A 22,759-nucleotide genomic window follows, 5' to 3' on the forward strand; every position below is an offset into this window, starting at 1 on the left:
CCTAGTACGAGAGGACCGGGATGGACGAACCTCTTGTGATCGAGCTGTCACGCCAGTGGCATCGCTCGGTAGCGAAGTTCGGAAGAGATAATCGCTGAAAGCATCTAAGCGAGAAGCTCGCCTCGAGATAAGGTTTCCCAAGGTGGCTGCGGCCACCTAAGAAGGCCGGTCGTAGACTACGACCTTGATAGGCGGGAGGTGGAAGCGCAGCAATGCGTGCAGCTTACCCGTACTAATCGGCCGTTCGGCTTGACCATAAAACTTTCCCAACCCGCTGCGTTTCGCGCAGACGCGTTAGCGAAAGTTCGGCAACATCACTCGCACTACTCGAAACAGAGTTGTGGATTTGCCAGCTTCCTTCGGTTGCAAAGTTCGCAGTATTCGTGCGAACTGAAAATTTCGGCTGCGCTTTTGGTTCGAGTTTTTCCAGCCTCGAACCTCTAGCTTCCAGCCTCTGATTTTCCTGGTGGTCTAACCGCGGGGGTCACACCCGTTCCCATCCCGAACACGGAAGTTAAGCTCCGCAGGGCCGATGATACTGCACGGGTAACTGTGCGGGAACGTAGGTCGCCGCCAGGATTAAATTTTTGATGAAGGCTCCGAGTTTGAACAACTCGGAGCCTTTTTGTTTTGCGACTGTATTCGGCTTCGACTATTCTTTCACGGACGTACATGAGCCGAAGCGAAAAAACGCTGGAACAAATTCTTCGCGGCACATCTGACGCAAACATTGCGTTTGCTGCAGTGCGTCAGCTGCTCTCGAATTTAGGTTTTGAAGAGCGCATCCGTGGAAGCCACCACATTTTCACGCACGAGGGCGTGGAAGAAATCCTGAATTTGCAGCCGAAGGGATCCAAGTGCAAACCGTACCAGATGAAGCAGGTCCGGTCTGTTATAATTAAGTATAAGCTCGTGGAGGGGCGGCATGCCTAAGTACGAAGTTATTATTTACTGGAGCCAGGAAGACGAGGCGTTCATCGCGGAAGTGCCTGAACTCGCTGGCTGTGCCGCTGACGGAAAAACCTACCGAGAGGCCCTCACGAACGTCGAGATCATTATCAGAGAATGGATTGAAACAGCGAAAGAACTTGGCCGTGAGATTCCCGCACCCAAAGGCCGTCTGGTGTTTGCTTAGTGAGGCCGATGATACCGCGTGGGAACATTGGTCGCCGACAGGATTAAATTTCTAATGAGGGCTCCGAAGACTTCGTTCGGAGCCCTTTTGTTTTTGAAATTGACGGCCCAGCGTGGACTTATTGCTTGAACAGCTTGTCCATATAGGTCATCGAAATCGTCGTATCGAAATAGAGCTTGGACGTCGTGCCATCTTTTGGATTCATAACCGTAAGAACGTCATAGTCCCGGTCGTTTTGCTTCGACAAAGCCTGTGACTGGGGTCTGAGACCGAGAGCATTCAATACATTGTATTCTTCTCGCACACAGATTACCTTATATGCCGAAGCGATACTCTTGCCGTCTCCCGAGCCGAGTATTGATTGAATCAATCCAATGGCAATATCGTGTTGCTGTTGGGCGTGCCCGGCATCGTGCTGTGCCTGATACGCCAGATACGCCACGATATGCGCATCAATACTGACATAATCCTCGTTCAACAGCACATTCGCAGCTTTTAGCGCTCCTTTGTAGTCTTTGGACTGTAGTTTTGAATTCATTTTCTTCACTGAATCCATGTCGACGTCAGAAGAGTATTTGGGGCTAGCAGCATAAGCCATTCGCAGTTGGCCATAGTTGACGTTCGGATCGCCGTTTCTGGATTCCTGCACGAGGTCGTCATAGGATGGCGAGGATTGGGGCTTGCTCTGCGCAGCGACAGCGCTAGCAAACAATGTGATGAGAAATAATGCAGCCGCACCGCTCCGGCATTGAAAGGACTTTGTTTTTCTACGCGGCATTCAGACCTCCGAATTTTGTGAGACACGCCGGCATGTGTCTCACGCTTTTCGTACGCATTGATAACCGATCGAACATCGATCTGCACGATTCGCGGAGATATTGTCTCAAAGGTTTCTATCAAAAACCCTAAGCGGCGATCCTCTAGCGCACAATCGCCGCCATGGCGAGGCCGGCGAAAAACCAATCGAGAAGGCCATTGGCGATGTACGCGCAGGTATAGTTCGCCGGGAAGTTGTACCAGTTCCAATATTCGAGGCCGAGAAACACGACGGCGAAAAGTCCGGCGAGTGTGACGGCGAAGACGCGTTTCCAATACGAACTGACTCCGCCCGCGCCCATGGCGAGAATGCATGCAAGAAAGAATGCGCTGACGACATCGATGGCGAATTCGCCGCCGAGCAGCTTGCTGTAATTCAGCGCCGTGCCGCCGGGCGAATAGACCACAATCCCCGTGGGGCCCTGCTGGTATTTCGCGGCGTAGGCGGTATCGTCTGCATTCATTTGCTCCTTGGTGCGGCCGGGCGTCATATTGGGCGCTGGGAAATAGTAGAAGCCGGGCTCATGAATCAAGACGCGCATGGCCGGAAGCAGTAAGTTTTCCTGGGGAAGGGCCTTGACGCCAACCTGTCCCAATCCCAGCACGGTGTGCAAGAGAGAGCCGACGATAAAGACGACGATGCCACCAACAAGGGCTCCCAAGAGAATTTTCTTCGTCATGGCAGGCAACCTCCGATTGGCGCTGGACTATATTCCCAGCGAATGGCGAAAGCAAGTGCCAGGGGCAAGGCGAGTCTGCAATTGGCGCGCGCAGCCGATTCTGTTAGCCTCGCACGTCGCACAGATTTGCATGCGCGTCCAGGAGAAGCCATGAAACTTTACCAATCGCTTTTGATCTTTGTGCTCGCTGGCTCGATTGCCGCCACGGCTGGCGCCCAACAGCAGACGCAGGACGAGCACAAGGTGGCGCATGATATTTACAAGCAACTGATCGAAACGAACACGACGGAATCGGTGGGCAACATGACCACCGCCGCGAATGAAATTGCCGAGCGGCTGCGCGCAGCGGGATTTCCCGCGAGCGACGTGACCGTCCTGGGGCCAGACGCGCGGCATGGCAATGTGGTTGCCAGAATTCACGGCAGCGGTGCGCGCAAGCCGATTCTCTTTATCGCGCATCTGGATGTGGTGGAAGCGAATCGCGCCGATTGGTCGCTCGATCCATTCAAGCTGACGGAACAAGACGGCTTCTTTTACGGACGCGGAACGAGCGACATAAAAGACGGCGACGCGATTCTGACCGCGAACTTCATCCGGCTGAAGGAGGAGGGTTACAAACCCGATCGCGATCTGATTCTGGCGCTGACTTCGGACGAAGAGGGCGGAGACTTCAACGGAATTACGTGGCTGCTCGAAAAGCATCGCAATTTGATTGACGCGGAATACTGTATCAACACCGACGGCGGCGATTTCCAGCTCAAGGACGGCAAGCCGCTGCTGACTTCGATTCAAACCAGCGAAAAGCTATATGCCGATTACGAACTAAAGGTCTTCAACAAGGGCGGGCACAGCTCACTGCCCTCCCCTGACAATGCCATCTACCATCTGGCAGGCGGCCTGATGCGGCTTTCGCACTATCAATTTCCGACGGAGTTCAACGAAACGACGCGCACATTTTTCGAGCGCATGTCGAAGATCGAGCAAGGAACGCTGGCTTCCGAACTGGCCGGAGCCGCCAAGAATCCACCCGATGCCGCGGCCATCCAGACGCTTTCGGAGTCGCCCTATTACAACGCGCTGCTGCGCACGACTTGCGTGGCCACGCGACTGAGCGGGGGTCACGCGAACAACGCGCTGCCGCAGGACGCCAGCGCGATTGTGAATTGCCGCATTTTCCCGGGCGGCACGCAAGAAGAGACAGAAAAAACATTGGTGAAAGTGCTGGACGATCCGCAGATCAAAGTCTCGGCGATCGCGCCGCCGCATACGAGCCCCGCATCGCCGCTTCGAAAGGACGTGCTGGAAGCGGATGAGAAAGTCGTGGGAGAAATGTGGCCGGGCACGCCGGTGATTCCGACGATGGAAACCGGCGCTACGGACGGTTATCTGCTGCGCGACGCGGGAATTCCCACGTACGGCATATCGGGAGTCTTCATTGACATGAACGACGTTCGCGCGCACGGCCGCGACGAACGTATTTTGCAGAGTTCGTTCTATGAAGGCGTGGATTTCTTTTATAGGTACATCAAGGCGCTGTCGTCCGGAAACTGAGCGCGCCAGTTTTCAATCAGCGATGGGCAGGCGGAGGCGGAATTTTCTTGACGCGCGTGTAAACGGTTTCGAGCGTGGTGAGCGTGTTGTCCGGGCCTTCGCCGAGTAGTTTCACGCTGAAATGATCGTCATCGGATTGCGTGACGGTGACGCGGAGCGTTTGCCTTGCGCCATTCGGGCCGAGGAACGCGCCGGAATAACGCACGATCTTGCCGCTATCGTCGGTGGAGCCATCCAGCACGAGGAACGCGGTTGAGCCGGTGTAAATCCAGGCGGCTTCGTACTGCTTGGAGCCGTTGTTATAGCCATAAAGTCGCAAGCCGGAATAAGGCTGGCCGAGGGAGTCGCCGGAATTGGTCTCTTCGAGGAAGCGGCCATCGAGAATGCTTTTGAGCGTGGCGGTTCCGGTGGATTGCTGCGGCTGAGCGCCGGTGGCATAGAGCGTAGTGACCGTCGTATATTCGCCGGCGCGCTTCATCAATTGCGCATGAATCGGGCCGGGAGTCGCAGCGGCGATGAGCGCCTGTTGCACGGCGTCCTGTTCCTGCTGCGAGGATTGCGGCGGATTTTGCGCGGACTGCGCATTGGCTGCTGTGGCTATGGCCAGAATGGCCAGAGTGACAGCGATTCTCGAAAGTGTTTGCCGCATTGTCCGATTCATTTTTCCGCTCCTTAATCCCTGCGCCGATTTTCCAGCCGCACGCGCGAATCGCCATCGTAATTTTAGAGATGAACCAGGATTTTGCCGCAGGGTTGCCTCTTGAAATCCGTTGGATTCGATTCCGCATCGAGAGAAGTGCGGATGCGGCCTGCGCGACAGCATGAAGCTTACTTGATTTTTTCGTCTTTTTCGATTTTGCCGTCGCGCAGACGGATGACGCGATGCGCGTGCCGTGCGATGTCGGGTTCGTGTGTGACGAGAATAATGGTGTTGCCGCTCTGATGCAGGCGCGCGAACAGAGCCATGATTTCCTCGCCGGTTTGGGAATCGAGGTTTCCCGTTGGTTCATCGGCGAGCAGAATCGAAGGATGATTCACGAGCGCGCGAGCGATGGCCACGCGCTGGCGCTGGCCGCCGGAAAGTTCATTGGGTTTGTGCATCATGCGTTCGCCGAGTTCGACCTGCTTGAGAGTTTGCGTGGCGCGTACGCGGCGCTCTTCGGCTGGCGTGCCGTTGTAAATCATGGGCAGTTCGACATTGTGAAGCGCGGTGGCGCGCGCGAGGAGATTGAAAGTTTGAAAGACGAAGCCGATTTCTTTGTTGCGAATGTAGGCAAGCTCGTCGTCGTCGAGTTCGCTGACAAGGCGCCCGGCGAGCCAGTAGTGGCCCTTGGTCGGGGAATCGAGGCAGCCGATCAAATTCATTAGCGTGGATTTGCCGGAGCCGGAAGGGCCCATGATGGCGGCGTATTCGCCCTTGCGAATCTGAAGGTTCGTGCCGCGAAGCGCATGCACTTCCTCCGTGCCCATCGTATAGGTCTTCCACAGGTCTTCGGTGCAGATGACAATGCCGGCATCAACGAGATCCTGCCGGAACGCCAGGGAAGATGTCGCTTCTTCAACTGCCATGCGAATGTTGCTCCTCGAGATTCTCGCGCTCAGGCGAACAACGCGCTGCGTTCGCGCCAGCCAGCCTTCGCGTACGCAGAGGATACTAGGAACTCGATTGATCCGTGATGACCGGAGCGGAGTTGTCGATTTTAACCGTCGCGCCGGAACGAAGGGTACGCAGCGCTTTGTAGCTGCCGGTGACAATCTGGTCGCCGACTTTGAGGCCGCTGGTCACTTCGATGTTCGTGATGCCGGTGATGCCTGTCTGCACGGGAACGAAAATGGCTTTGTTGTTGCGAATGACAAAAACGCCCTGAACATCATCATTGCCCGTGGTTCCGTCCGGATTCGGCGCCGGCTTTGCAGCCGCCAGAGTGACATTGCCACCGGATTTTTGCTGCTCCTCTTCGGCCTTGAGCTCCGCGCGCGAGCGCACGGCGAGAGCCTGAATCGGAATGGTGAGCACATCGGTGCGATGCGCGGTCTTGATTTTCGCGGTGCAGGAAAGGCCCGGGCGAATCAGCTTGGGAGGCGCATCGAGGCGCACATGGACTTTGAAATCGCGCGCTTCCTGGCTATTGGCGGAAGTTTCCTGCGTGGTGGCCAAACCGGAGGTGCGCAAAATGGCCTCTTCACCGACGTCGGCGACGTGGCCTTTGAAGGTCTGGTTCGGATACGCATCAATCGTGACGTCCGCAGCCTGGCCGACCTTGACGTTGGGGATGTCGGTTTCGTCGACCATGACTTCAGCGTCGACTTCGGACATATCTGAGATGGTGAGGAGGTAGCTGCCCTCGGAATTTTGAATGCCGGGGACGACGTTTTCGCCGACCTTGACGGGAATAAACGTGACCACGCCGCTAATCGGCGCTTCGTAAGTCGTTTTGTCGAGAACGTCACGCAGGTGAACTTCGGTGGCAGCAGCCTGCGCCTGATTGTATTGAGCGACGGCAAGCTGATCGTGAGCTTGCTTTGCGCGAGCCTGATTTCCGGCGAGAGTGGCGGCCGCGGCTCCGTAGGCGGACTTGTAGGTGTCGTAATCGGACTTGGCGATCAAACCTTCCTTATACAAGCCCTGGCCGCGGTCCCAGTCGTTACGAGCCTTTTCGAGATTGGCCTCGGACTGCTGCACATCGGCCTGGGCGGCAACGTCAGCCGACTGAGCGGACTGCACGGCGGCCTGCATGGAGTCAATAGTGGCTTGCTGCGCCTTGACGTCCGCGGCGGGCTGAACGCGCTCGACGCGCAGGAGGACGGTGCCTTTCTTGACGACATCGCCTTCGTTCACGTCAATGTCGGTGATCTTGCCGAAGCCCTGGCCAAGCACGTTGGTGTAGTTCTGCGGCCGGATTTCGCCGGATGCGGTCACAAGCGAGGTGATGTCTTGCTTCGCAGCAACGCCGGATTGCACGGTGACGGTGTCTCTGCCCGCCTGCTTGACACTGATAACAACTATGAGGAGGAGCGCGACAACGCCGACGACAATAAGAACTGTTCTTTTAGACTTCTTCATCGCCTTTTCCTATGAATTCCTTAGTCCACAAGAGAGGTGTTCCCACCCCTGAACATTAATACGATGCGGGGGGTCAAAAAGTTTCTGGCCAGGTCCTCCGAGGCTTAGACACGCAAGCGACCGCGAGCACCCCAGCTTGCCCAGCGAGCCGAACCATCGATTTACCTGTCCGCGTGCGGAGCGATGGCTTCTCTATCATGGTAATCGAGCCTGGCTCACAAAACAAATTGTTGTTCCGAGGGATTTCCCATCTATATAGACACGAAGAAGATAGTTTTGGTTTGCACAAAATCTAAAATATTTTTCGACGGGTTACCCATTGACCTGCAGGCGGCAGATTTTGAGAATGGCAGGCAACCCACATATATGGCACGGGAATCTGAACCGGGTAAGCGTCAGTAGCGGTGAAGGTTAGCTTGACGGGTGTCCTGAGGGGGACTAGAATTTGACATCCGGGGGAGTTCCCTAATGAAACGCGGTCGCGGGCTATCTATCTTTGCTATTTTCTCCTTCTGCTGTGCCCTTCTTATTCCCGCCATCGTACATGCCCAGGATCAGGATCAGCAAGAAACACAGCAGGAAATCGACGCCAAGGCCAAGGCAAAAGCGCAAAAGAAACGGGAAAAGGATCTGGAACGAGAACTCCTGCCCGTCTACAAGGAATGGCTCAACGGGCCGGTTTCCTACATCATTACAGCGGAGGAGCGCGCTGCCTTCCTGCAACTGGAAACCAACCAGGAGCGCGATAACTTTATCGAGAATTTCTGGCAGCGGCGGAATCCGGACCAGGACTCCGCGGATAACACGTACAAAGAGGATTATTACGAGCGGATTGCGTACGTCAACGAGAGGTACTCCTCGGGCGTGCCGGGTTGGAAGACGGATCGCGGGCGCATCTACCTGATGTGGGGCAAGCCGGATGAGGTGGACTCGAACCCGGCGGGCGGCCCTTATACGAGACCCGCAGAAGAGGGCGGCGGCGAAACGACGACCTATCCGTTTGAAGACTGGCGCTATCGATACTTGCCGGGAATCGGTGAAAACGTGATTCTGGAATTCGTGGATCCTTCAGGCACGGGCGAGTATCACCTGACGACGGACCCAAGCGAAAAAGACGCTTTGCTGTATGTGCCGGGCGCGGGCTTGACGGATCTGGAAGCCATGGGCGAATCGTCGAAGCTCGACCGCTTTAAGAATACCGATGGCACGCATGATCCTGTTCCGATGGGCGGGCCGGGCTCAGCCCCGGAGTATATGAACGAGTTCACGCGGCTGGATTTGTACTCGAAGATCTGGACGCCGCCGCCGGTGAAATACAAGGACCTTGAAGAGGATGTGGACACGCACTTGACGACGAACCAGATTCACTTTGACTGCCACACGGATTTCCTGCGTGTCACGGATGATGCGGATCTGGTTCCGATTACGATTCAAATTCCCAACAAAGACTTGAGTTTTCAGGATAAGAACGGAGTGCAGACGGCGACGCTGCATCTGTTTGCGCGCATCACGAGCGTGAGCGGGCGAGTCGTGGAAACGTTCGAAGACTCGATCTCCGCGGATACGCCGGATTCGCTGATGCAGCAGTATTTGAAGGGATTCAATATCTATCAGAAGGAAGTTCCGCTGAGCCCCGGGCTCTACCGGCTGGACGTGGTGGTGAAAGACATCAACAGCGGCAACCTGGGCGTGATCAACACTGGCTTGCATGTGCCGCGATTCCAGGATGACCAATTGGCAGCCAGTTCGATGATTCTGGCGGATGAAATGCAGAGAGTTTCGTCACGCGACATCGGCCTGGGAGAGTTTGTTATTGGCGATTTGAAGATTCGGCCCAAGCTCGACACAACGTTTAAACAAAACGGGCAGATGGGTTTGTTCTTGCAGATTTACAATCTCAAGGTCGACCCGAAAACCAACAAGGCGAATGCGATTATTCAGTATGCGGTGGTCAACAATTTGGATAACCGTACAGTCCTGAACTTCTCGGAGAGTTCGCAGCAATACAATCAGCACGGCGAAGAAATGTGGATCGAGAAAGTTCTGGACCTCAAATCGCTGGCACCCGGACAATACAAACTCAAAGTGCAGATAACGGATAACGGCGACAATCAGATCATTACTCCCTCGGCGGACTTTACGGTGAAGGCCGCGACGAATTGAAAGGACGGGAGGTAGACGCTTGGCAAATGCGCGCATCATCGGTCTGGCGGCCCTGGTTTTTGGGTTAATCGCCGTGGGCATTTCGCCCACGTCGGCCGAATCTCGCGACGGGCGAATTGCGGGAGTCGTGCTGGATGGTTCGGGTGTGCCGCAGATGGGAGCGACGGTCGTGATCACGGCCGAATCGCTGCTGACCGGCGACCCGGTTCAATTGCTCACCAATGAACGCGGACACTTCGCCACGCCGGCGCTCGAGCCAGGGCTGTATACGCTGCGCGTGACGCTCGCGGGTTTCCTGCCGACGCTTGCTTCGAATGTCCGCGTGAGCAGCAGCCGGACGACGAGCGTTGAAATCGAACTTGGCTCGATGTTGAGCGGTCTCACGGACCTGCGACGCCGCCCGAATCAGCATCCACAGGAAGGCGAGTGGGGATGGGTCCTGCGGACGTCGCCCGGGACGCGGCCGATCCTTCGCTGGCGCGATGACGGTATCCTGCTTTCGGGCGCCGGAGAATCAAGCAGCGCGGAGAACCTGGAAGAAAATCATCGGCTGCGAAGCCGTGTGGACGTGACTTCCGGCGTTCGGCCAGGAGCAGCCACCAGTTTTTCTGATTCGCCGGCGACTACGGTTGCTTATGACGAGAGCGTGGGAGCGACAGGCCAACTGCTGATTGCCGGCCAGTTCAGCTATGAAAGCGACACGTCGAATGGCGGCTTCGCCACGGTTTGGCTGCCGCAGGGCGATGCCAAATTTGGACCGCGAACGAGTTTGGCGGTGCGGCAATCGCGCCTCGGCCCCAACGGCCCTGTCTTCCGCGGGTTGCGGCTGGATCAAGAGGGCACGCTAGCGCTGACCGACAACGTGACGCTGCGATACGGCGCCGAATATCTCCTGACCGGACTTGGGAGTGACAATACTGCGGGTTTGCGTCCGCGCGCGGAGATTGCCGCGAGACTCGGCGGTGGCTGGGAAGCTTCGGCTGTGGTTGCTTCCAGACCGTGGCCGGAATCCAGTCCGGAAGCGACAGCTCCGATGGAGTCGGCGCTGGATTCGATCGACGAGTTTCCAACCATGCTTTTCCGCAATGACCGTCCGGTCCTTGAGGACGGCTGGCACGAAGAGCTCGCCGTCGAGCATATTTTCCGCCGGCACAGCCGCGTGATGCTCTCGGCCTTCCATGACCAATCAAAAGACACGGCCGTCTTCGGCCAGGGCGCGTCCGTGAGCGGCAACCCCAATTTCCTGCAGGACTTCTTCACGAATGGCTTTGCATACGACGCGGGAAATTCGAGCTCCTGGGGAATGCGGGCGGCCTACCAGCAGAAATTTTCGAAGGATTTATCGACGACTCTTGTATATGCATATTCCGGCGCGCTCTCTCCCACCGCGGATCCTTCCACGAATCAGGAATTACGGACTTTGCTGGCGACGACGTATCACAGCAGCATCGCAGGATCGGTTTCCTCGAAGGTTCCGGTGCTCGGCACAGAGGTGACGACAGGATACAAATGGATTGGCGGAACGGTGGTTTCCCGGCAGGATGAGTATGGCGAAGCGCTCTTCCAATTGGACCCATACTTCAACCTGGTGGTCCGCCAGCCGATTCCGTGCCTGCATCATATGGAGGCAGTAGCCGACTTCGGGAATCTTTTGGCGCAAGGGTACGTTCCGATGACGACGCGGGATGGCAATCTGGTGATGGTGGCGGCGTATCGGACATTTCGCGGTGGTGTGAGTCTGCAGTTCTAGTCCCTGAATTTGGTATACCGATTGTGGAATACGATCTACAGAATCCTGGAAGTCTTCGGTGTGCGCCCTGCGACATCGGCTTAAGCCAAAGATTTAGAAGACATTATGTCTTGGCTGAGTTACCATCTTTTGGAATATGACGTGCTGAGTATTTGGGGGATTAGTGTCGTTGTTCTTAGGCGCTCTGGATGAATGACAGCATACGAACGCGTCTGGTAGCGGCAGTTCTGGCATTTCTGACTGTCGCGGCGGTCGTTTTCGGCGTTTTGAACTACCGACAGCGATCGCAATTTGCCATGCCGGACGACGGCGTAACCTGGCTGGACACTTCCTCTGGCGTTCAGGCGTGGCGTGTGGAGGCCAATTCTCCGGCCGTGCGTGCTGGAATTCACGCCGGAGATACAGTTCAATCCGTCAATGGCGTCCACATAGAACGCGCGCCGCAGGTGACGCAGCAATTGTGGCGTGCCGGCGTATGGTCGCGAGTTGAGTACCGACTGACGCGCAATGGCATAGCATTCGAAGCGAACCTTGTCACGGCGCCAGCGGAACGCCCCAGCCTGATCTGGAATAGCTTCGGCATCCTGTCGTTACTGTATCTTTTCATTGGTCTTTTTATTTTCATTCGCCGCTGGTCGGCGCCGCGCGCGATTCATTTCTATCTATTTTGTCTGGTTTCCTTCATTTTTTACGCGTTCCACTACAGCGGAAAGCTGAATTCTTTTGATTGGACGATTTACTGGTCGAATGTTGCCGCTCTTCTGCTGCAGGCTGCGCTGCTGGTGCATTTCGCGCTGGTCTTTCCGCAGAGGCGCGTGCGGAATCTCAAGCTCTGGCTCGCGGGGGTTTACGCTGTTCCGCTGGCATTTCTCGCGCTGCATGTCAGCGTAGCGTCTGGCACGCTGGACCTGATGCCTTCGATCGAGAGCCGCTTCTTTCTCGACCAGGCAGAATTCGCGTATTGGGCCGCGTACTTTCTGGTTGCGGCGTTCATTTTCCTCGATAGCTATCGGCGGGCGCCGAGCGGGCTGGTGCGGCAACAATTGAAGTGGGTCACCTTCGGCACATTCGCAGGCGTCGTGCCATTTCTGGCGTGTTACATCGTTCCCTTCCTCATGGGCATCGTGCCCTCGGGCTGGATGACGGCTTCGGCTTTCTCGCTTGTCCTCATCCCTCTGTGTTTTGGCTACGCCATCATTCGCTATCGCTTGATGGATGTGGACATCATCTTCAAGCGCGGGCTTGCCTATACGCTAGCCACTGCGGCTGTTGTCGCGGTGTATTTCGCCGTGGTGGCGATGATCGGCTTGCTGTTTCATTCGACGGGTTCGGTGGGCACGGTGGGAACGCTCATCGCTATCGTTGTGGCCGCAATTCTCTTCCAGCCCGTGCGCGACTGGATGCAGGCGCGGCTGGATCATTTCTTTTATCGCGACCGGCTGAATTACCGTCGTACGCTGATCGAATTTGGCCGCACATTGACAAACGAAGTGCGCATCGATCCCCTGCTGGGTTCCGTGCTGGACCGCATCTCGCAAACTCTGCTTGTGGACCGGCTGGCGATTTTCCTGGAAGATCCCGCTAAGCCCGGGACGTTCCTCTTTTCGCGCTCGCTTGGGTTCCACGCCGAATCACGCTTGGATTTGAGTTTCTTGAATCTGGCGGAGCGGCCGGCGCTGGCGCAGACGTGCTTGTTCTTCGAATCGGCGCGAAGCTCGAGCGAATCGGAATCCGTGCGGCGGACGCTGGAAATTCTTGGGCTGAATTACTTCATCTCCTGCCGCTTCCGCGACCGCATTGTGGCCGTGCTGGGGCTGGGCAAAACCGTCGACGGCGATTACCTGAGCAGCGACGACATCGAACTGCTGGATACGATCGGGAGCTATGTGGCCATCGCGATCGAAAACGCGCAACTGTACAACTCGCTCGAGCAAAAGGCGACGCAGATCGAGCGGCTGAAGGAATTCCACGAGAACATCATCGAATCGCTCTACATCGGCGTGCTGACCGTGGACCTCGAAGACCGCATCGAATCGTGGAATCCGCAAATGGAGAGGATGCTGGGCATTTCTCGCAATGAAGCGGTGACGCATACGCTCGACGAGATATTGCCGGCGGATTTGGTGGCGGAGATGGCTTCGCGCTCGAGCGACGAACGCGTGGCGAGCATCTACAAATTCCGCCTGTATAACCGCGATGGCCGGCGCTACGTCGTCAATGCGTCGTTCGCACCGCTGATCGGCAAGAACGGCGAACGGCTGGGGCGGCTCATCCTGCTGGACGACATCACGCAGCGCGTGCGGCTGGAAGAGCAGATGGTGCAAAACGAGAAACTGACATCGCTCGGCTTGCTGGCGGCGGGCGTGGCGCATGAAGTGAATACGCCGCTTGCCGTGATTTCGAACTATACGCAGATGCTGGCCAAGCAGATTCCCGCCGAAGATTTGCGGCAGAAGACGATTGACAAGATCGTGAAGCAGACTTTCCGGGCCAGCGAGATCGTGAATAATTTGCTGAACTTCTCGCGCACGGGCGGCGCGGAGTTCGTGGAAGTGAGCCTGAACACGATCATCGATGAAACTCTCACGCTGGTACAGCACCCCTTCAAGACGGCGCGAGTCAACGTGATTCGCAATTTCGGAGAGCAATTACCGCTTGTCCTGGGATCGACGACGCGGCTTCAGCAGGTTTTCCTGAATCTTTTCATGAACGCGCGCGACGCCATGCCGGATGGAGGAATGCTGGAAGTGCGCACGTTTGCGCAGAATGGCTCGGTTGAGGTGGAAGTGACGGATACGGGAATCGGCATCCGTCCGGAGCATTTGCACCGCGTTTTTGATCCATTTTTCACGACAAAATCTTCGGGTCGGGGCACAGGATTGGGACTTTCCGTCAGCTACGGCATTATCAAAGAGCATGCGGGAAAACTGGAAGTACGGTCGACGCCGGAAAAAGGGACTTCGTTCCGGCTCGAGTTCCCCGTAGCAAAGAGGGCTGTGCATGCCTAGAGGATCGATACTTGTCATTGACGACGAAGTGGAGATTCGCGAAGGGCTGCAGGCTCTTCTCAGCTCGGAAGATTATATTGTGACCGAAGCAGAGACAGGCGAAGCGGGCCTAGCGCGCCTGGAAGACCGTCCGTTCGATTTGCTGCTGCTCGACGTCAGCCTGCCGGACCGCAACGGGCTCGACCTGCTGCGCGAAATTCACAGCCGCGACCCGCATCTTTCCATCATTTTGATTACCGCGTTTGGCTCCATCGACATGGCGCGCGCGGCCTTCAAAAATGGCGCGCAGGACTACATTACGAAGCCGTGGTCCAATGACGAATTGCTCGCACAGGTGTCGATTGCCATCGAAGGCAGCCGCTTGCGCGAAGAGAATGTGCAGCTCAAGCGCGCGCTCAAGGAACGGTATAACTTCCCGAATATCGTCGGCAAAAGCGAAAAGATGCTGGCGGTGCTCGATCTGGTGACGCAGGTGGCTCCTTCGCGCTCGACTGTGCTGATCAGCGGGGAAAGCGGCACGGGAAAAGAGCTGATCGCCAAAGCGATTCACGCGGCTTCGACGCGCGCGGAAAAACCCTTTGTACCCGTGAATACCGGTTCGATTCCTGTCGACCTGCTCGAATCGCAGCTTTTTGGCCACGTGCGAGGCGCGTTCACGAGCGCGGTGAGCTCCAAGAAGGGGCTTTTCGAAGTGGCGGATCAGGGAACGATTTTCTTCGACGAAATCAGCACGATCAGCCCGGAGACGCAAGCCAAGCTTCTGCGCGTGATTCAAGAGCGCGAATTCATGCGTCTGGGCGCGACGGACACGATCAAGGTGGATGTGCGCATCATCGCCGCGTCGAATGAGGATTTGCTTTCGCTTGTGCATGCGGGGCGTTTTCGCGAGGACCTTTACCATCGCTTGAACGTCATCAAAATTGCCCTGCCGCCACTGCGCGAACGCAAGGAAGATATTCCGCTGCTTGTGCACCGGTTCATCGAGCACTTCTCGAAGGACAACGAGAAGCCGCTGCGGCATTTTTCGCATTCCGCGATGCGCGTTCTGGTGGATTACGACTGGCCGGGAAACGTGCGCGAGCTGGAAAACGTGGTGGAGCGCGCGATTGTCTTATCCACGCAGGATACGATGGATCTGGATTTGCTTCCGGAAAACGTGCGCAGCCGCGAGGTGGCGAAGGGCGTACGGCTGCAGCTCGCGGAATTTTTGCCGCCGATGCCCGGCGAATCAGGATCGCGTCCCAGCACGCGCTCGCTCTTTGAGATCCTGGAAGAAGTCGAGCGGCGAATCATCCTCGACATGCTGGAACATTCCAATTGGAACCAGACCGAGGCCGCGGAGCGCTTTCAGATTCCCCTCTCAACGCTCAACCAGAAAATCAAGCGCCTGGGCATCGAAACGCGGCGGCGCAACAATCCCGCGCGCGGTGCCGCGGCGGCCGGTTCGCAGTATTCCGATGCCGCGAATTACACCGCCTCGAAGTAAATCTCCCTTGTAGTCTGAATCTGCGCGAGTTACTTCGCCGTCCCGGCCGCTTTCCAGCCGCGCGGCATAAGCGTCGTAGTCAAATCCAGGCCGGACAAATCGACGCCGGTCAAATCCGTCTCGCGCAGGATGGTGGTGGTCACATCCGCGCCTTGCAACTGCGCGCCGCGGATATTCGCGTAGCGGAAATTGGCCGCGCGAAGATTGGCACGGCGCAGAATCGCGCCGCTCAGGTCCGCGCGGAACAATTCCACGCCGCCGAGCTGCGCTTCGGTGAGATCCGCGCCGGCGAAAATCGTTTCCGTCAAATCGCAGCCCCGCAAATCGGCGCGCTTCATATTTGCTTTGCTGAAATCGGCGGCACCCAATCTGGCGTCGCGGAGGTCGGCTCCGGCAAGATTGGCGCCGTGGAAAAGCGCGTAGGCGAGGTTCGCGCCTTGAAGGTTGATATCCGCCAGATCCGCGCCGGAAAAATCCGCGCGTACTCCGCCTTCCTGCCCCTTCGTGAATTTCACGTGCGATTCGATAATTTCCGAGACTCGCTTGCCATTATGACGAACACTTTTCGGAGATTTCAGATCTGCCTCCTTCTCTCTTAGCAGGTTTCTGTGCCCCCGTATTTTACTAGAAATTGGGCCGCTTCTTTACCTTGCGATTTATCCCTACCGCGATTTCTGTGGTAAGTTGGTTGTAGTAGTCAGCGCGTCCATCGAGGTTGGGCCTTGCGGCTTGCGGCGGTTTCCTTCCGGCATGCGGTTTGCGATGTAATCTCCGGGCTTCGCGCGCGTGCGCTGATTTCCATGAGATGGGTTTTACTTGCGGTCGTCTTCACGACTACGGCGGGAATTTTGGCCGCGGGAGTTGTTATGCCGCACCTCTCGCTGGCCCAACAGGATCAGGAAAACTCCGAAGAGATCGTCGCGAATCTTTACGCTGGGCGAGTCGTCGTGGGCGTGGCGAAGGACGGAATCGTGGTCGCTACGCTCGAAAACCCGATTGAGCCTGGAACGCGGCCGCCGATGATTGTTTCTCTGGCCAGCGAAGGCATTGCCGTCGTTCTAGGCGCGGGCGATTGGTGGCTGCCCGACGAACAAAAAGAACTTGCGCGGCTGGACCAGGAACTGCCCCGGCTCCCTGCCATAGGAGGAGGGGTTGAGGCGCCGCATCTGACGACGGGCGCGGGGGAAGACACAGGAGAGGCGACAGACATCGAGAGGCTCGCGGACCGCGTGCGCGTCCGGCTGGACCAAATTGCGCGCCATATTCATGGGGACCTGCATCTCGGCGAGGACGAGCCGATTCTCGAAATTGTTCTGGCGGACTACGCGCAGGATTACGGCCCGGAGGTCTGGCTCATTTCCTATTCGCTGAAGCAGGAACCCGAGCAAGGAGATTTTTGGCAGACGCGCGCGCTTCAGCCGCAATATACCCAGTTGTGGCCACCGGAAAAGGGCGCGGCGCAAGGACTCGTGGAAGTGAGTTATCCGACTGTGCCGACGAACGACACGCTCGAAACGCTCGTGGCTGCCGGCGATTCGCGCATCAACGCGGCGATTTCCGCGGCTCCGGGCATGCGCGCCATTTCAGAGCAAATTCTGGATGGCAAGATCGAAAAGTTGCAGGCGGTGGACGTTGCCGCATTTCTCCGCACTTCGCTGCAAGCGAGTGCCCCTCCGAATGCGCGAATGATCGAAGCGGAAGTGAACAAGGATATGGGAGTCGGCTGGTTCATTGCCCCGCCGCCCGAAGTTCCGCTGCCGGGAAGCGAATCGGCGCGCCCCGCGAACGCGCCGAGCCTGGTGCATCCTGGTAAGCCAACAGGCCCGGGCGAATTCTGAAATTCGGCGAATAACCTGCAAAAGCAGAACTATTTTTTCTCGGCGATTTCACGCTTCAACCGCGCACTCTTCTCCGCGACGCCGGCGTCGAGTTCTTTCTTATAGTCCGCGAGCCTGCGGGCGATTTCCGCGTCCGACAGAGCGAGAATCTGCGCGGCGAAAATTCCGGCGTTCGTTGCGCCTGGCTTTCCGATGGCCATCGTTGCCACGGATACGCCGCCTGGCATTTGCACGGTGGAAAGCAAAGAATCCATGCCATTCAGCGAAGTGGAGGGCATCGGCACGCCGATGACCGGCAGCGTGGTTAGCGCCGCGACCACTCCGGCCAAATGCGCTGCGCCGCCTGCGCCGACAATGATGGCTTTCAAACCGCGCCTGGCCGCTGTTTCGGCATATTCCGCAGCACGCGCGGGCGAACGATGCGCGGAGACAACTTCGACTTCAAATCCGATGCCGAATTTTTCCAGCATGCGGCCGGCCTCGGCCATCACCGGATAATCGGAATCCGAGCCCATGATTACGCCTACAAGTGCTTTTGCATTTTGCTTTGCCGCCACCTCGCCTCCTTTAAGGATGGAATTTTGCTTCTGCGTGCTGCGTTACAGTGGATTCAGGATTCTTTTTGCGCCCTCTGCTCAACGGCGAGCCACTTCACCCTCCGCGCGGTCCATTTCGCCGCCGATGTCCCCGCGATACTGCATTCCTTCAAACGAAATCTTTTTTGCCTCGGCATAGGCGCGCAGACGCGCTTGCGCGAGGCTTTCGCCAGCCGCCGCGACGGTGAGTACGCGGCCGCCATTGACGCGATATTGGCCATCGAGTTTCCGCGTCCCGGCGTGAAAAACGGTTGCAGAGGATGATTTTTCCCGGCTCGGCAGGCCGGAAATTTCTGCGCCCATTTTCGGCTTTTGCGGATATCCTTCGGCGGCCAGGACAACGCAGCAACTCGCTTTTGGCTCCCACGACATTTCCGCGCTTGCCAAGCGTCCCTTGGCGGCTGCGAAAAGCGCCTCCGCCAGATCAAAATTCATGCGCATCACCAGCGCTTCGGTCTCCGGGTCGCCAAGGCGGCAATTGAATTCCAGGACTTTGGGGCCCGCCGGAGTCATCATCAGCCCGAAGTACAAAAATCCGCGGTAGGGTGTGCCGTCGTTGGCCATGCCTTCAATGGCTGGACGAACGATCTTTTCCTGGATTACACGCTCCATTTCCGCGGACAGCAGCTCGTCGCTCGAAATGGCGCCCATGCCTCCTGTGTTTGGCCCGGCGTTTCCGTCGCCAACGCGTTTATAGTCCCGCGACGCTGCTAGCGGGGCGAAGCGGTCGCCATCGGTCAAAACAATATACGAAAGTTCGGGACCCTGGAGACATTCTTCGATAATCACGTGATTGCCGGCGGCTCCGAAGTCGTCGCTTTCCATGAGGCGAGTGATGAACGTCGCCGCTTCGCCGGCGGACGACGTCACCAAGACACCCTTCCCTGCGCATAGGCCGTCTGCTTTCACGACCACGGGCATGTCTGCATTGACCAGCGCTTCGCGAGCTTTCGCCGCGGAATCGAACGTGCCGTAGGTCGAAGCTGTGGGAATTCCATGCCGGCGCATGAACTCCTTGGCGAAAATCTTGCTGCCCTCCAGTCGCGCGGCGCCGCCCGACGGACCGAGGAGAAGCAGGTCGTGCCGGGCAAATTCGTCCGCAATGCCCAGAACAAGCGGCTGCTCAGGCCCGACAACAGTCAAGTCCGCGCGAAGGCTTTCAGCAAGCGCAGCGAGAGCGTCTACGTCAGAGGTTTTTGCCACGACGCATTCCGCGTCTTGTGCGATGCCATCGTTTCCGGGCGCGCACCAAATGCGCTCCACGCTTGCGCTCTGGCGCAATTTCCAGACGAGCGCGTGCTCGCGTCCGCCTCCGCCAATCACAAGAATCTTCATTCGCTTAAAGTCAGCAAGCCACGATAAAGCGCGCGTCTGCGGCGTGTCAACACTGCGTTTCCCATCGCCCGCGCAGGCGAAAAACGGCATAATAGCGCGCCGCTCCAATGCACTGGGATTACGTTCTCATTCTCGGCGTTCTGGGTGTTGCGGTTCCGTGGCGCAGCACTGTGCGCGTGCGGGAATTGCTGGGCCAGCCAGCACTGGCCTCCTCCGAACGCGTTTTGCTCTACGCATCGACGATCTTATTTCAATGGACTTTGACCGCCGTGATTCTCTGGCGGTGCTATGTGCACGGCACTTCGCGATTGGCGCTCGGCTTTGCCTTCCCAGAGCCGCTTCGCGCCTTGTGGATCAGCGCTGGACTTTCGATCGCTCTCGTCTTCAATCAAATTTACGGAATTCGCCGGCTTATTTCTTTTCCTCCCGAAAAACGCGGCTTGATATGGAGGCTTGCGGAAAAACTCTTGCCCCGCGAGCCCCGCGAAGCCATCCTTGCGGTGTTTCTGGCGGCCACGGTGGCAATCTGCGAGGAAATTATTTTCCGCGGCTTTGTCGAGACTATCTTTCAGCGCGTCCTGCATGACTCGGTGGTTGCCGGAGCGATCGTTTCAGCTGCATTTTTCGCCGTAGCGCATCTGTATCAAGGAAAGAGGGGACTAATAACTACATTTATAGTTGGTATTGTCTTTTCCGCCGTGCGGATTTTCTCTGACAGTTTGGTTCCATGCATCATCGTCCACTTTATCGTGGACATTTCGGCTGGAATTGTCGTGGCCAGAGGGATGGGGATTTCTATGTGGGCCGGGTCGAGCGTTAGCTAGCCTTTATCGCGATGATATCGCGCGAGTTAGGCAGATTATGAACTTTGAGGAAATGCGCAGAATCTTGGAGCCATACGGGACCTCCGTCTCCGAGTCGGAATCCGCAAAAATCCGCGCCTATATTGAGTTATTGACGGCCTGGAATCGCAAGATCGCTCTTACGGCCGTGAAATCGGAAGATGAGATTCTGAGATTTCACTTTGGCGAGAGCCTGTTTGCCCTGAAAAAGTGGTCCATAGAAAAAGGTCGGCTAGCCGACGTTGGTACGGGAGCTGGTTTTCCGGGTCTGGCGCTCAAAATCGTGAGACCGGAACTCAGAGTGACGGTTATCGATCCCAATAAAAAGAAGTGCGCCTTTCTGCACGAAGTGGTTCGCGTTCTTGAGTTTCGCGATGTGGAGATTCAGCCCACCAGTTTTGAGGCCGTTTCGATTGAGGCTGGGGCGCTTTCCTGCGTCACATCTCGCGCCTTGGGAGTGACGCCGAAGTTCCTGAGCTGGTCCAGGAGCAAACTTGACGCGGCAGGGCGAATCTTGCTGTGGATCGGCAAAGACGATTGCCGCGACCTGCTCGCGGTCTCTGAGTGGAGTTGGGGCGAGCCGACGCTCATTCCTGGTACGTCGAACAGGATGATTCTAGCTGGGACACCGAAAAATCCCCACTGAATGTTCCACGTGGAACATTTCTACCAGATTCTCCTCTTAGTTTTGATCAAACTGCATTGTTCCACGTGAAACATATTGCAACGCGAAATATCGTTCTGCTAAATTCGCTCACGACGTGCGAGGTTGAGCCGTGGGCCGCATTATCGCGATCGCCAATCAGAAGGGTGGCGTTGGGAAGACAACGACAGCAGTAAATCTCAGTGCGTCGCTCGCCGCGCAAGAGAGGCGTACACTGGTCATAGATTCTGATCCGCAGGCAAACACGACGGGCGGTTTGGGATTTCCGAAGGACCCGACGCGACGGACTCTCTATAACGCAATCATTCTCGATGAACCCGCCGAGCGCGTCATCATTCCATCACAGGTTTCTGGTCTCGATGTCATCCCATCGGATAAGAATCTCGCGGGCGCAGCGGTGGAACTCGTCAACTCCGAAGAAAGGGAGTTCCGACTCAAGAGATTTGCGGAATCCATTCGCGACCGCTACGATTTCATTCTCATTGACTGTCCCCCGGCGCTCGACCTCCTGACCATCAATGCCTTGGCCGCGAGCGACGCGGTATTGGTTCCGATCCAATGCGAATACTATGCTATGGAGGGAGTTGCAGAGTTGCTCGATACGCTCATGCGGCTGCGCCGAACGATCAATCCGGCACTGGCAGTCGAGGGAATTCTTCTGACGATGTACGACGACCGGACGACGCTCTCAAAACAGGTTGCTGCGGATCTCAGGAGTTTCTTCGGGGCGCAGGTATTTGAAACCGCGATCCCAAGAAACGTAAGGCTAGCTGAAGCACCAAGTTACGGAAAGCCAATCATATTCTACGACATACATAGTAAAGGTGCCGAGAGTTATATCCAACTCGCGAAGGAGGTTATCACAAATGACCAGAAACGCTCTGGGGAAAGGGCTCAGCGCGCTCATTCGGGAGCCTGAAGCTGGGGCTCCGGCAACTCCTGTTGGCAAGGTCGGCGGGACGACTGGGGCACAGGCGACCAGTGCAGTGGCTGGAGCGGCGGTAGCCCCTGCGCGGGTTCCTGAGCGAACTGATGGCGATTCTGTCTTGCAAATCGACATCGACGTGATTGAGCCGAGCCCATACCAACCGCGCACGCGCTTTTCGCAATCCGCGCTTGATGAATTGGCCCAGTCCATTGCGCGGACTGGAATTATCCAGCCCATTGTCGTGCGCAGAAACGGGGCGCGTTTCCAGCTTCTCGCGGGCGAGCGGCGCTGGCGCGCCGCGCAACTTGCCGGAATGCACAAAGTTCCGGCGGTGGTTCGAGACGTAACGGATGAGAAGGCGATGGAAATCACGCTGGTTGAAAATCTCCAGCGCGAGGACCTCAACCCTATCGAGCAGGCGACCGCTTATGACCGGCTGATCCAGGAGTTTCACCTGACGCAAGAAGAAGCAGCGATGCGAACGGGGAAGGATCGCGTGACAGTGGCGAATGCGCTGCGACTCCTGCGGCTTGAAGCACCCGTCAGGGAACTCGTGGAGGACGGCCGGTTGAGCGCAGGGCACGCTCGTGCATTGCTGGGGATCGAAGATGCGAGGCTGCGGCTAGAAACTGCCAAGCGCGCGGCCCGCGGCAATTTGACCGTGCGAGCGATTGAGCGCTTGGCGACGCGCCGACGGCAGCGTGGCGCGACTCAGCCGCTGGGCGGGCAGATCGATGCAAACACGCGGGCGGCGATTGAGGAGCTGCAGCGCGTCCTGGGAACGCGTGTTTCCGTTCGCCCGCGCACCGCGTTGCGCCCAGGAGAGCTTGTTATCGAATACTACAACGACACCGATTTGGACCGTATTTACAGGCTCATTGCTGAGAGATAATTACGGATGTT

Annotated in this window: 20 protein-coding genes and 2 rRNA genes; 14 read left to right on the top strand and 8 right to left on the bottom strand. The window is 57.1% G+C overall.

Features of this window, described 5'->3' with window-relative positions; all coding sequences use genetic code 11:
* From VGR81_04240 to VGR81_04255, 4 genes are all read left to right on the top strand, one after another.
* A 23S ribosomal RNA gene (locus tag VGR81_04240) occupies positions 1-257 on the top strand; the annotation flags it as partial.
* A 205-nt stretch (positions 258-462) separates the two neighbouring features.
* Positions 463-579, top strand: a 5S ribosomal RNA gene (rrf, locus tag VGR81_04245).
* Between the two features lie 93 nt (positions 580-672).
* The gene (locus VGR81_04250) at positions 673-933 is read left to right on the top strand and encodes a type II toxin-antitoxin system HicA family toxin (GenBank protein HEV2288144.1); all 261 of its coding nucleotides are present in this window, start codon (positions 673-675) and stop codon (positions 931-933) included.
* A complete protein-coding gene (locus VGR81_04255) occupies positions 926-1,135 on the top strand; it encodes a type II toxin-antitoxin system HicB family antitoxin (GenBank protein HEV2288145.1) in 210 nt (69 codons plus the stop codon). The genes VGR81_04250 and VGR81_04255 overlap by 8 nt, the downstream gene beginning before the upstream one ends.
* A gap of 118 nt (positions 1,136-1,253) precedes the next feature.
* On the opposite strand, the gene VGR81_04260 is transcribed toward VGR81_04255, so the two are convergent.
* Together VGR81_04260 and VGR81_04265 are read right to left on the bottom strand one after the other, a co-directional pair.
* The gene (locus tag VGR81_04260) at positions 1,254-1,913 is read right to left on the bottom strand and encodes a DUF4919 domain-containing protein (GenBank protein HEV2288146.1); all 660 of its coding nucleotides are present in this window, start codon (positions 1,911-1,913) and stop codon (positions 1,254-1,256) included.
* A 142-nt stretch (positions 1,914-2,055) separates the two neighbouring features.
* On the bottom strand, positions 2,056-2,631 hold the full coding sequence (locus VGR81_04265; GenBank protein HEV2288147.1) for a hypothetical protein: 576 nt from the start codon (positions 2,629-2,631) through the stop codon (positions 2,056-2,058).
* Between the two features lie 150 nt (positions 2,632-2,781).
* Between VGR81_04265 and VGR81_04270 the strand changes: the two genes are divergently transcribed.
* Positions 2,782-4,182, top strand: a complete 1,401-nt coding sequence (locus VGR81_04270) for a M20/M25/M40 family metallo-hydrolase (GenBank protein HEV2288148.1) — start codon at positions 2,782-2,784, stop codon at positions 4,180-4,182.
* A 16-nt stretch (positions 4,183-4,198) separates the two neighbouring features.
* Here VGR81_04270 and VGR81_04275 read toward each other — a convergent pair whose 3' ends face one another.
* From VGR81_04275 to VGR81_04285, 3 genes are all read right to left on the bottom strand, one after another.
* Positions 4,199-4,843 carry a DUF1579 family protein gene (locus tag VGR81_04275; protein ID HEV2288149.1) on the bottom strand — a complete coding sequence of 215 codons (645 nt, stop codon included), beginning with the start codon at positions 4,841-4,843 and terminating at the stop codon, positions 4,199-4,201.
* 167 nt (positions 4,844-5,010) lie between these two features.
* A complete protein-coding gene (locus tag VGR81_04280) occupies positions 5,011-5,751 on the bottom strand; it encodes an ABC transporter ATP-binding protein (GenBank protein ID HEV2288150.1) in 741 nt (246 codons plus the stop codon).
* Between the two features lie 85 nt (positions 5,752-5,836).
* Positions 5,837-7,246, bottom strand: a complete 1,410-nt coding sequence (locus VGR81_04285) for an efflux RND transporter periplasmic adaptor subunit (protein HEV2288151.1) — start codon at positions 7,244-7,246, stop codon at positions 5,837-5,839.
* Between the two features lie 468 nt (positions 7,247-7,714).
* Between VGR81_04285 and VGR81_04290 the strand changes: the two genes are divergently transcribed.
* From VGR81_04290 to VGR81_04305, 4 genes are all read left to right on the top strand, one after another.
* Positions 7,715-9,409 carry a GWxTD domain-containing protein gene (locus VGR81_04290; GenBank protein ID HEV2288152.1) on the top strand — a complete coding sequence of 565 codons (1,695 nt, stop codon included), beginning with the start codon at positions 7,715-7,717 and terminating at the stop codon, positions 9,407-9,409.
* Positions 9,410-9,428: 19 nt separating this feature from the next.
* A complete protein-coding gene (locus VGR81_04295) occupies positions 9,429-11,159 on the top strand; it encodes a carboxypeptidase-like regulatory domain-containing protein (GenBank protein HEV2288153.1) in 1,731 nt (576 codons plus the stop codon).
* A 188-nt stretch (positions 11,160-11,347) separates the two neighbouring features.
* Complete coding sequence (locus VGR81_04300) at positions 11,348-14,167, top strand: ATP-binding protein (protein ID HEV2288154.1); 2,820 nt, start codon at positions 11,348-11,350, stop codon at positions 14,165-14,167.
* Positions 14,160-15,653 carry a sigma-54 dependent transcriptional regulator gene (locus VGR81_04305; GenBank protein HEV2288155.1) on the top strand — a complete coding sequence of 498 codons (1,494 nt, stop codon included), beginning with the start codon at positions 14,160-14,162 and terminating at the stop codon, positions 15,651-15,653. The genes VGR81_04300 and VGR81_04305 overlap by 8 nt, the downstream gene beginning before the upstream one ends.
* A gap of 29 nt (positions 15,654-15,682) precedes the next feature.
* Here VGR81_04305 and VGR81_04310 read toward each other — a convergent pair whose 3' ends face one another.
* The gene (locus VGR81_04310) at positions 15,683-16,168 is read right to left on the bottom strand and encodes a pentapeptide repeat-containing protein (GenBank protein ID HEV2288156.1); all 486 of its coding nucleotides are present in this window, start codon (positions 16,166-16,168) and stop codon (positions 15,683-15,685) included.
* A gap of 285 nt (positions 16,169-16,453) precedes the next feature.
* Here VGR81_04310 and VGR81_04315 point away from each other — a divergent pair, with 285 nt between their 5' ends.
* A complete protein-coding gene (locus VGR81_04315; protein ID HEV2288157.1) occupies positions 16,454-17,491 on the top strand; it encodes a hypothetical protein in 1,038 nt (345 codons plus the stop codon).
* Between the two features lie 29 nt (positions 17,492-17,520).
* Here VGR81_04315 and purE read toward each other — a convergent pair whose 3' ends face one another.
* A complete protein-coding gene (gene purE / locus VGR81_04320) occupies positions 17,521-18,048 on the bottom strand; it encodes a 5-(carboxyamino)imidazole ribonucleotide mutase (GenBank protein HEV2288158.1) in 528 nt (175 codons plus the stop codon).
* A 78-nt stretch (positions 18,049-18,126) separates the two neighbouring features.
* Positions 18,127-19,512, bottom strand: coding sequence for a phosphoribosylamine--glycine ligase (gene purD, locus VGR81_04325; GenBank protein HEV2288159.1), 1,386 nt, complete (start codon positions 19,510-19,512; stop codon positions 18,127-18,129).
* Positions 19,513-19,529: 17 nt separating this feature from the next.
* Here purD and VGR81_04330 point away from each other — a divergent pair, with 17 nt between their 5' ends.
* The 4 genes from VGR81_04330 to VGR81_04345 all read left to right on the top strand — a co-directional run bounded on the left by VGR81_04330 (position 19,530) and on the right by VGR81_04345 (position 22,748).
* Positions 19,530-20,246 carry a CPBP family intramembrane glutamic endopeptidase gene (locus VGR81_04330; protein HEV2288160.1) on the top strand — a complete coding sequence of 239 codons (717 nt, stop codon included), beginning with the start codon at positions 19,530-19,532 and terminating at the stop codon, positions 20,244-20,246.
* Between the two features lie 52 nt (positions 20,247-20,298).
* Positions 20,299-20,910, top strand: a complete 612-nt coding sequence (rsmG, locus tag VGR81_04335; protein ID HEV2288161.1) for a 16S rRNA (guanine(527)-N(7))-methyltransferase RsmG — start codon at positions 20,299-20,301, stop codon at positions 20,908-20,910.
* Between the two features lie 130 nt (positions 20,911-21,040).
* Entirely contained in the window at positions 21,041-21,847 is an 807-nt protein-coding gene (locus VGR81_04340; GenBank protein ID HEV2288162.1) for an AAA family ATPase, read from the top strand.
* Positions 21,795-22,748, top strand: a complete 954-nt coding sequence (locus VGR81_04345) for a ParB/RepB/Spo0J family partition protein (GenBank protein ID HEV2288163.1) — start codon at positions 21,795-21,797, stop codon at positions 22,746-22,748. Before VGR81_04340 ends, VGR81_04345 begins: the two co-directional genes overlap by 53 nt.
* The last annotated feature ends 11 nt before the right edge of the window (positions 22,749-22,759 follow it).

It is taken from the genome of Candidatus Acidiferrales bacterium (assembly GCA_035934015.1).
Classification (GTDB): Bacteria; Acidobacteriota; Terriglobia; order Acidiferrales; family UBA7541; genus DAHUXN01.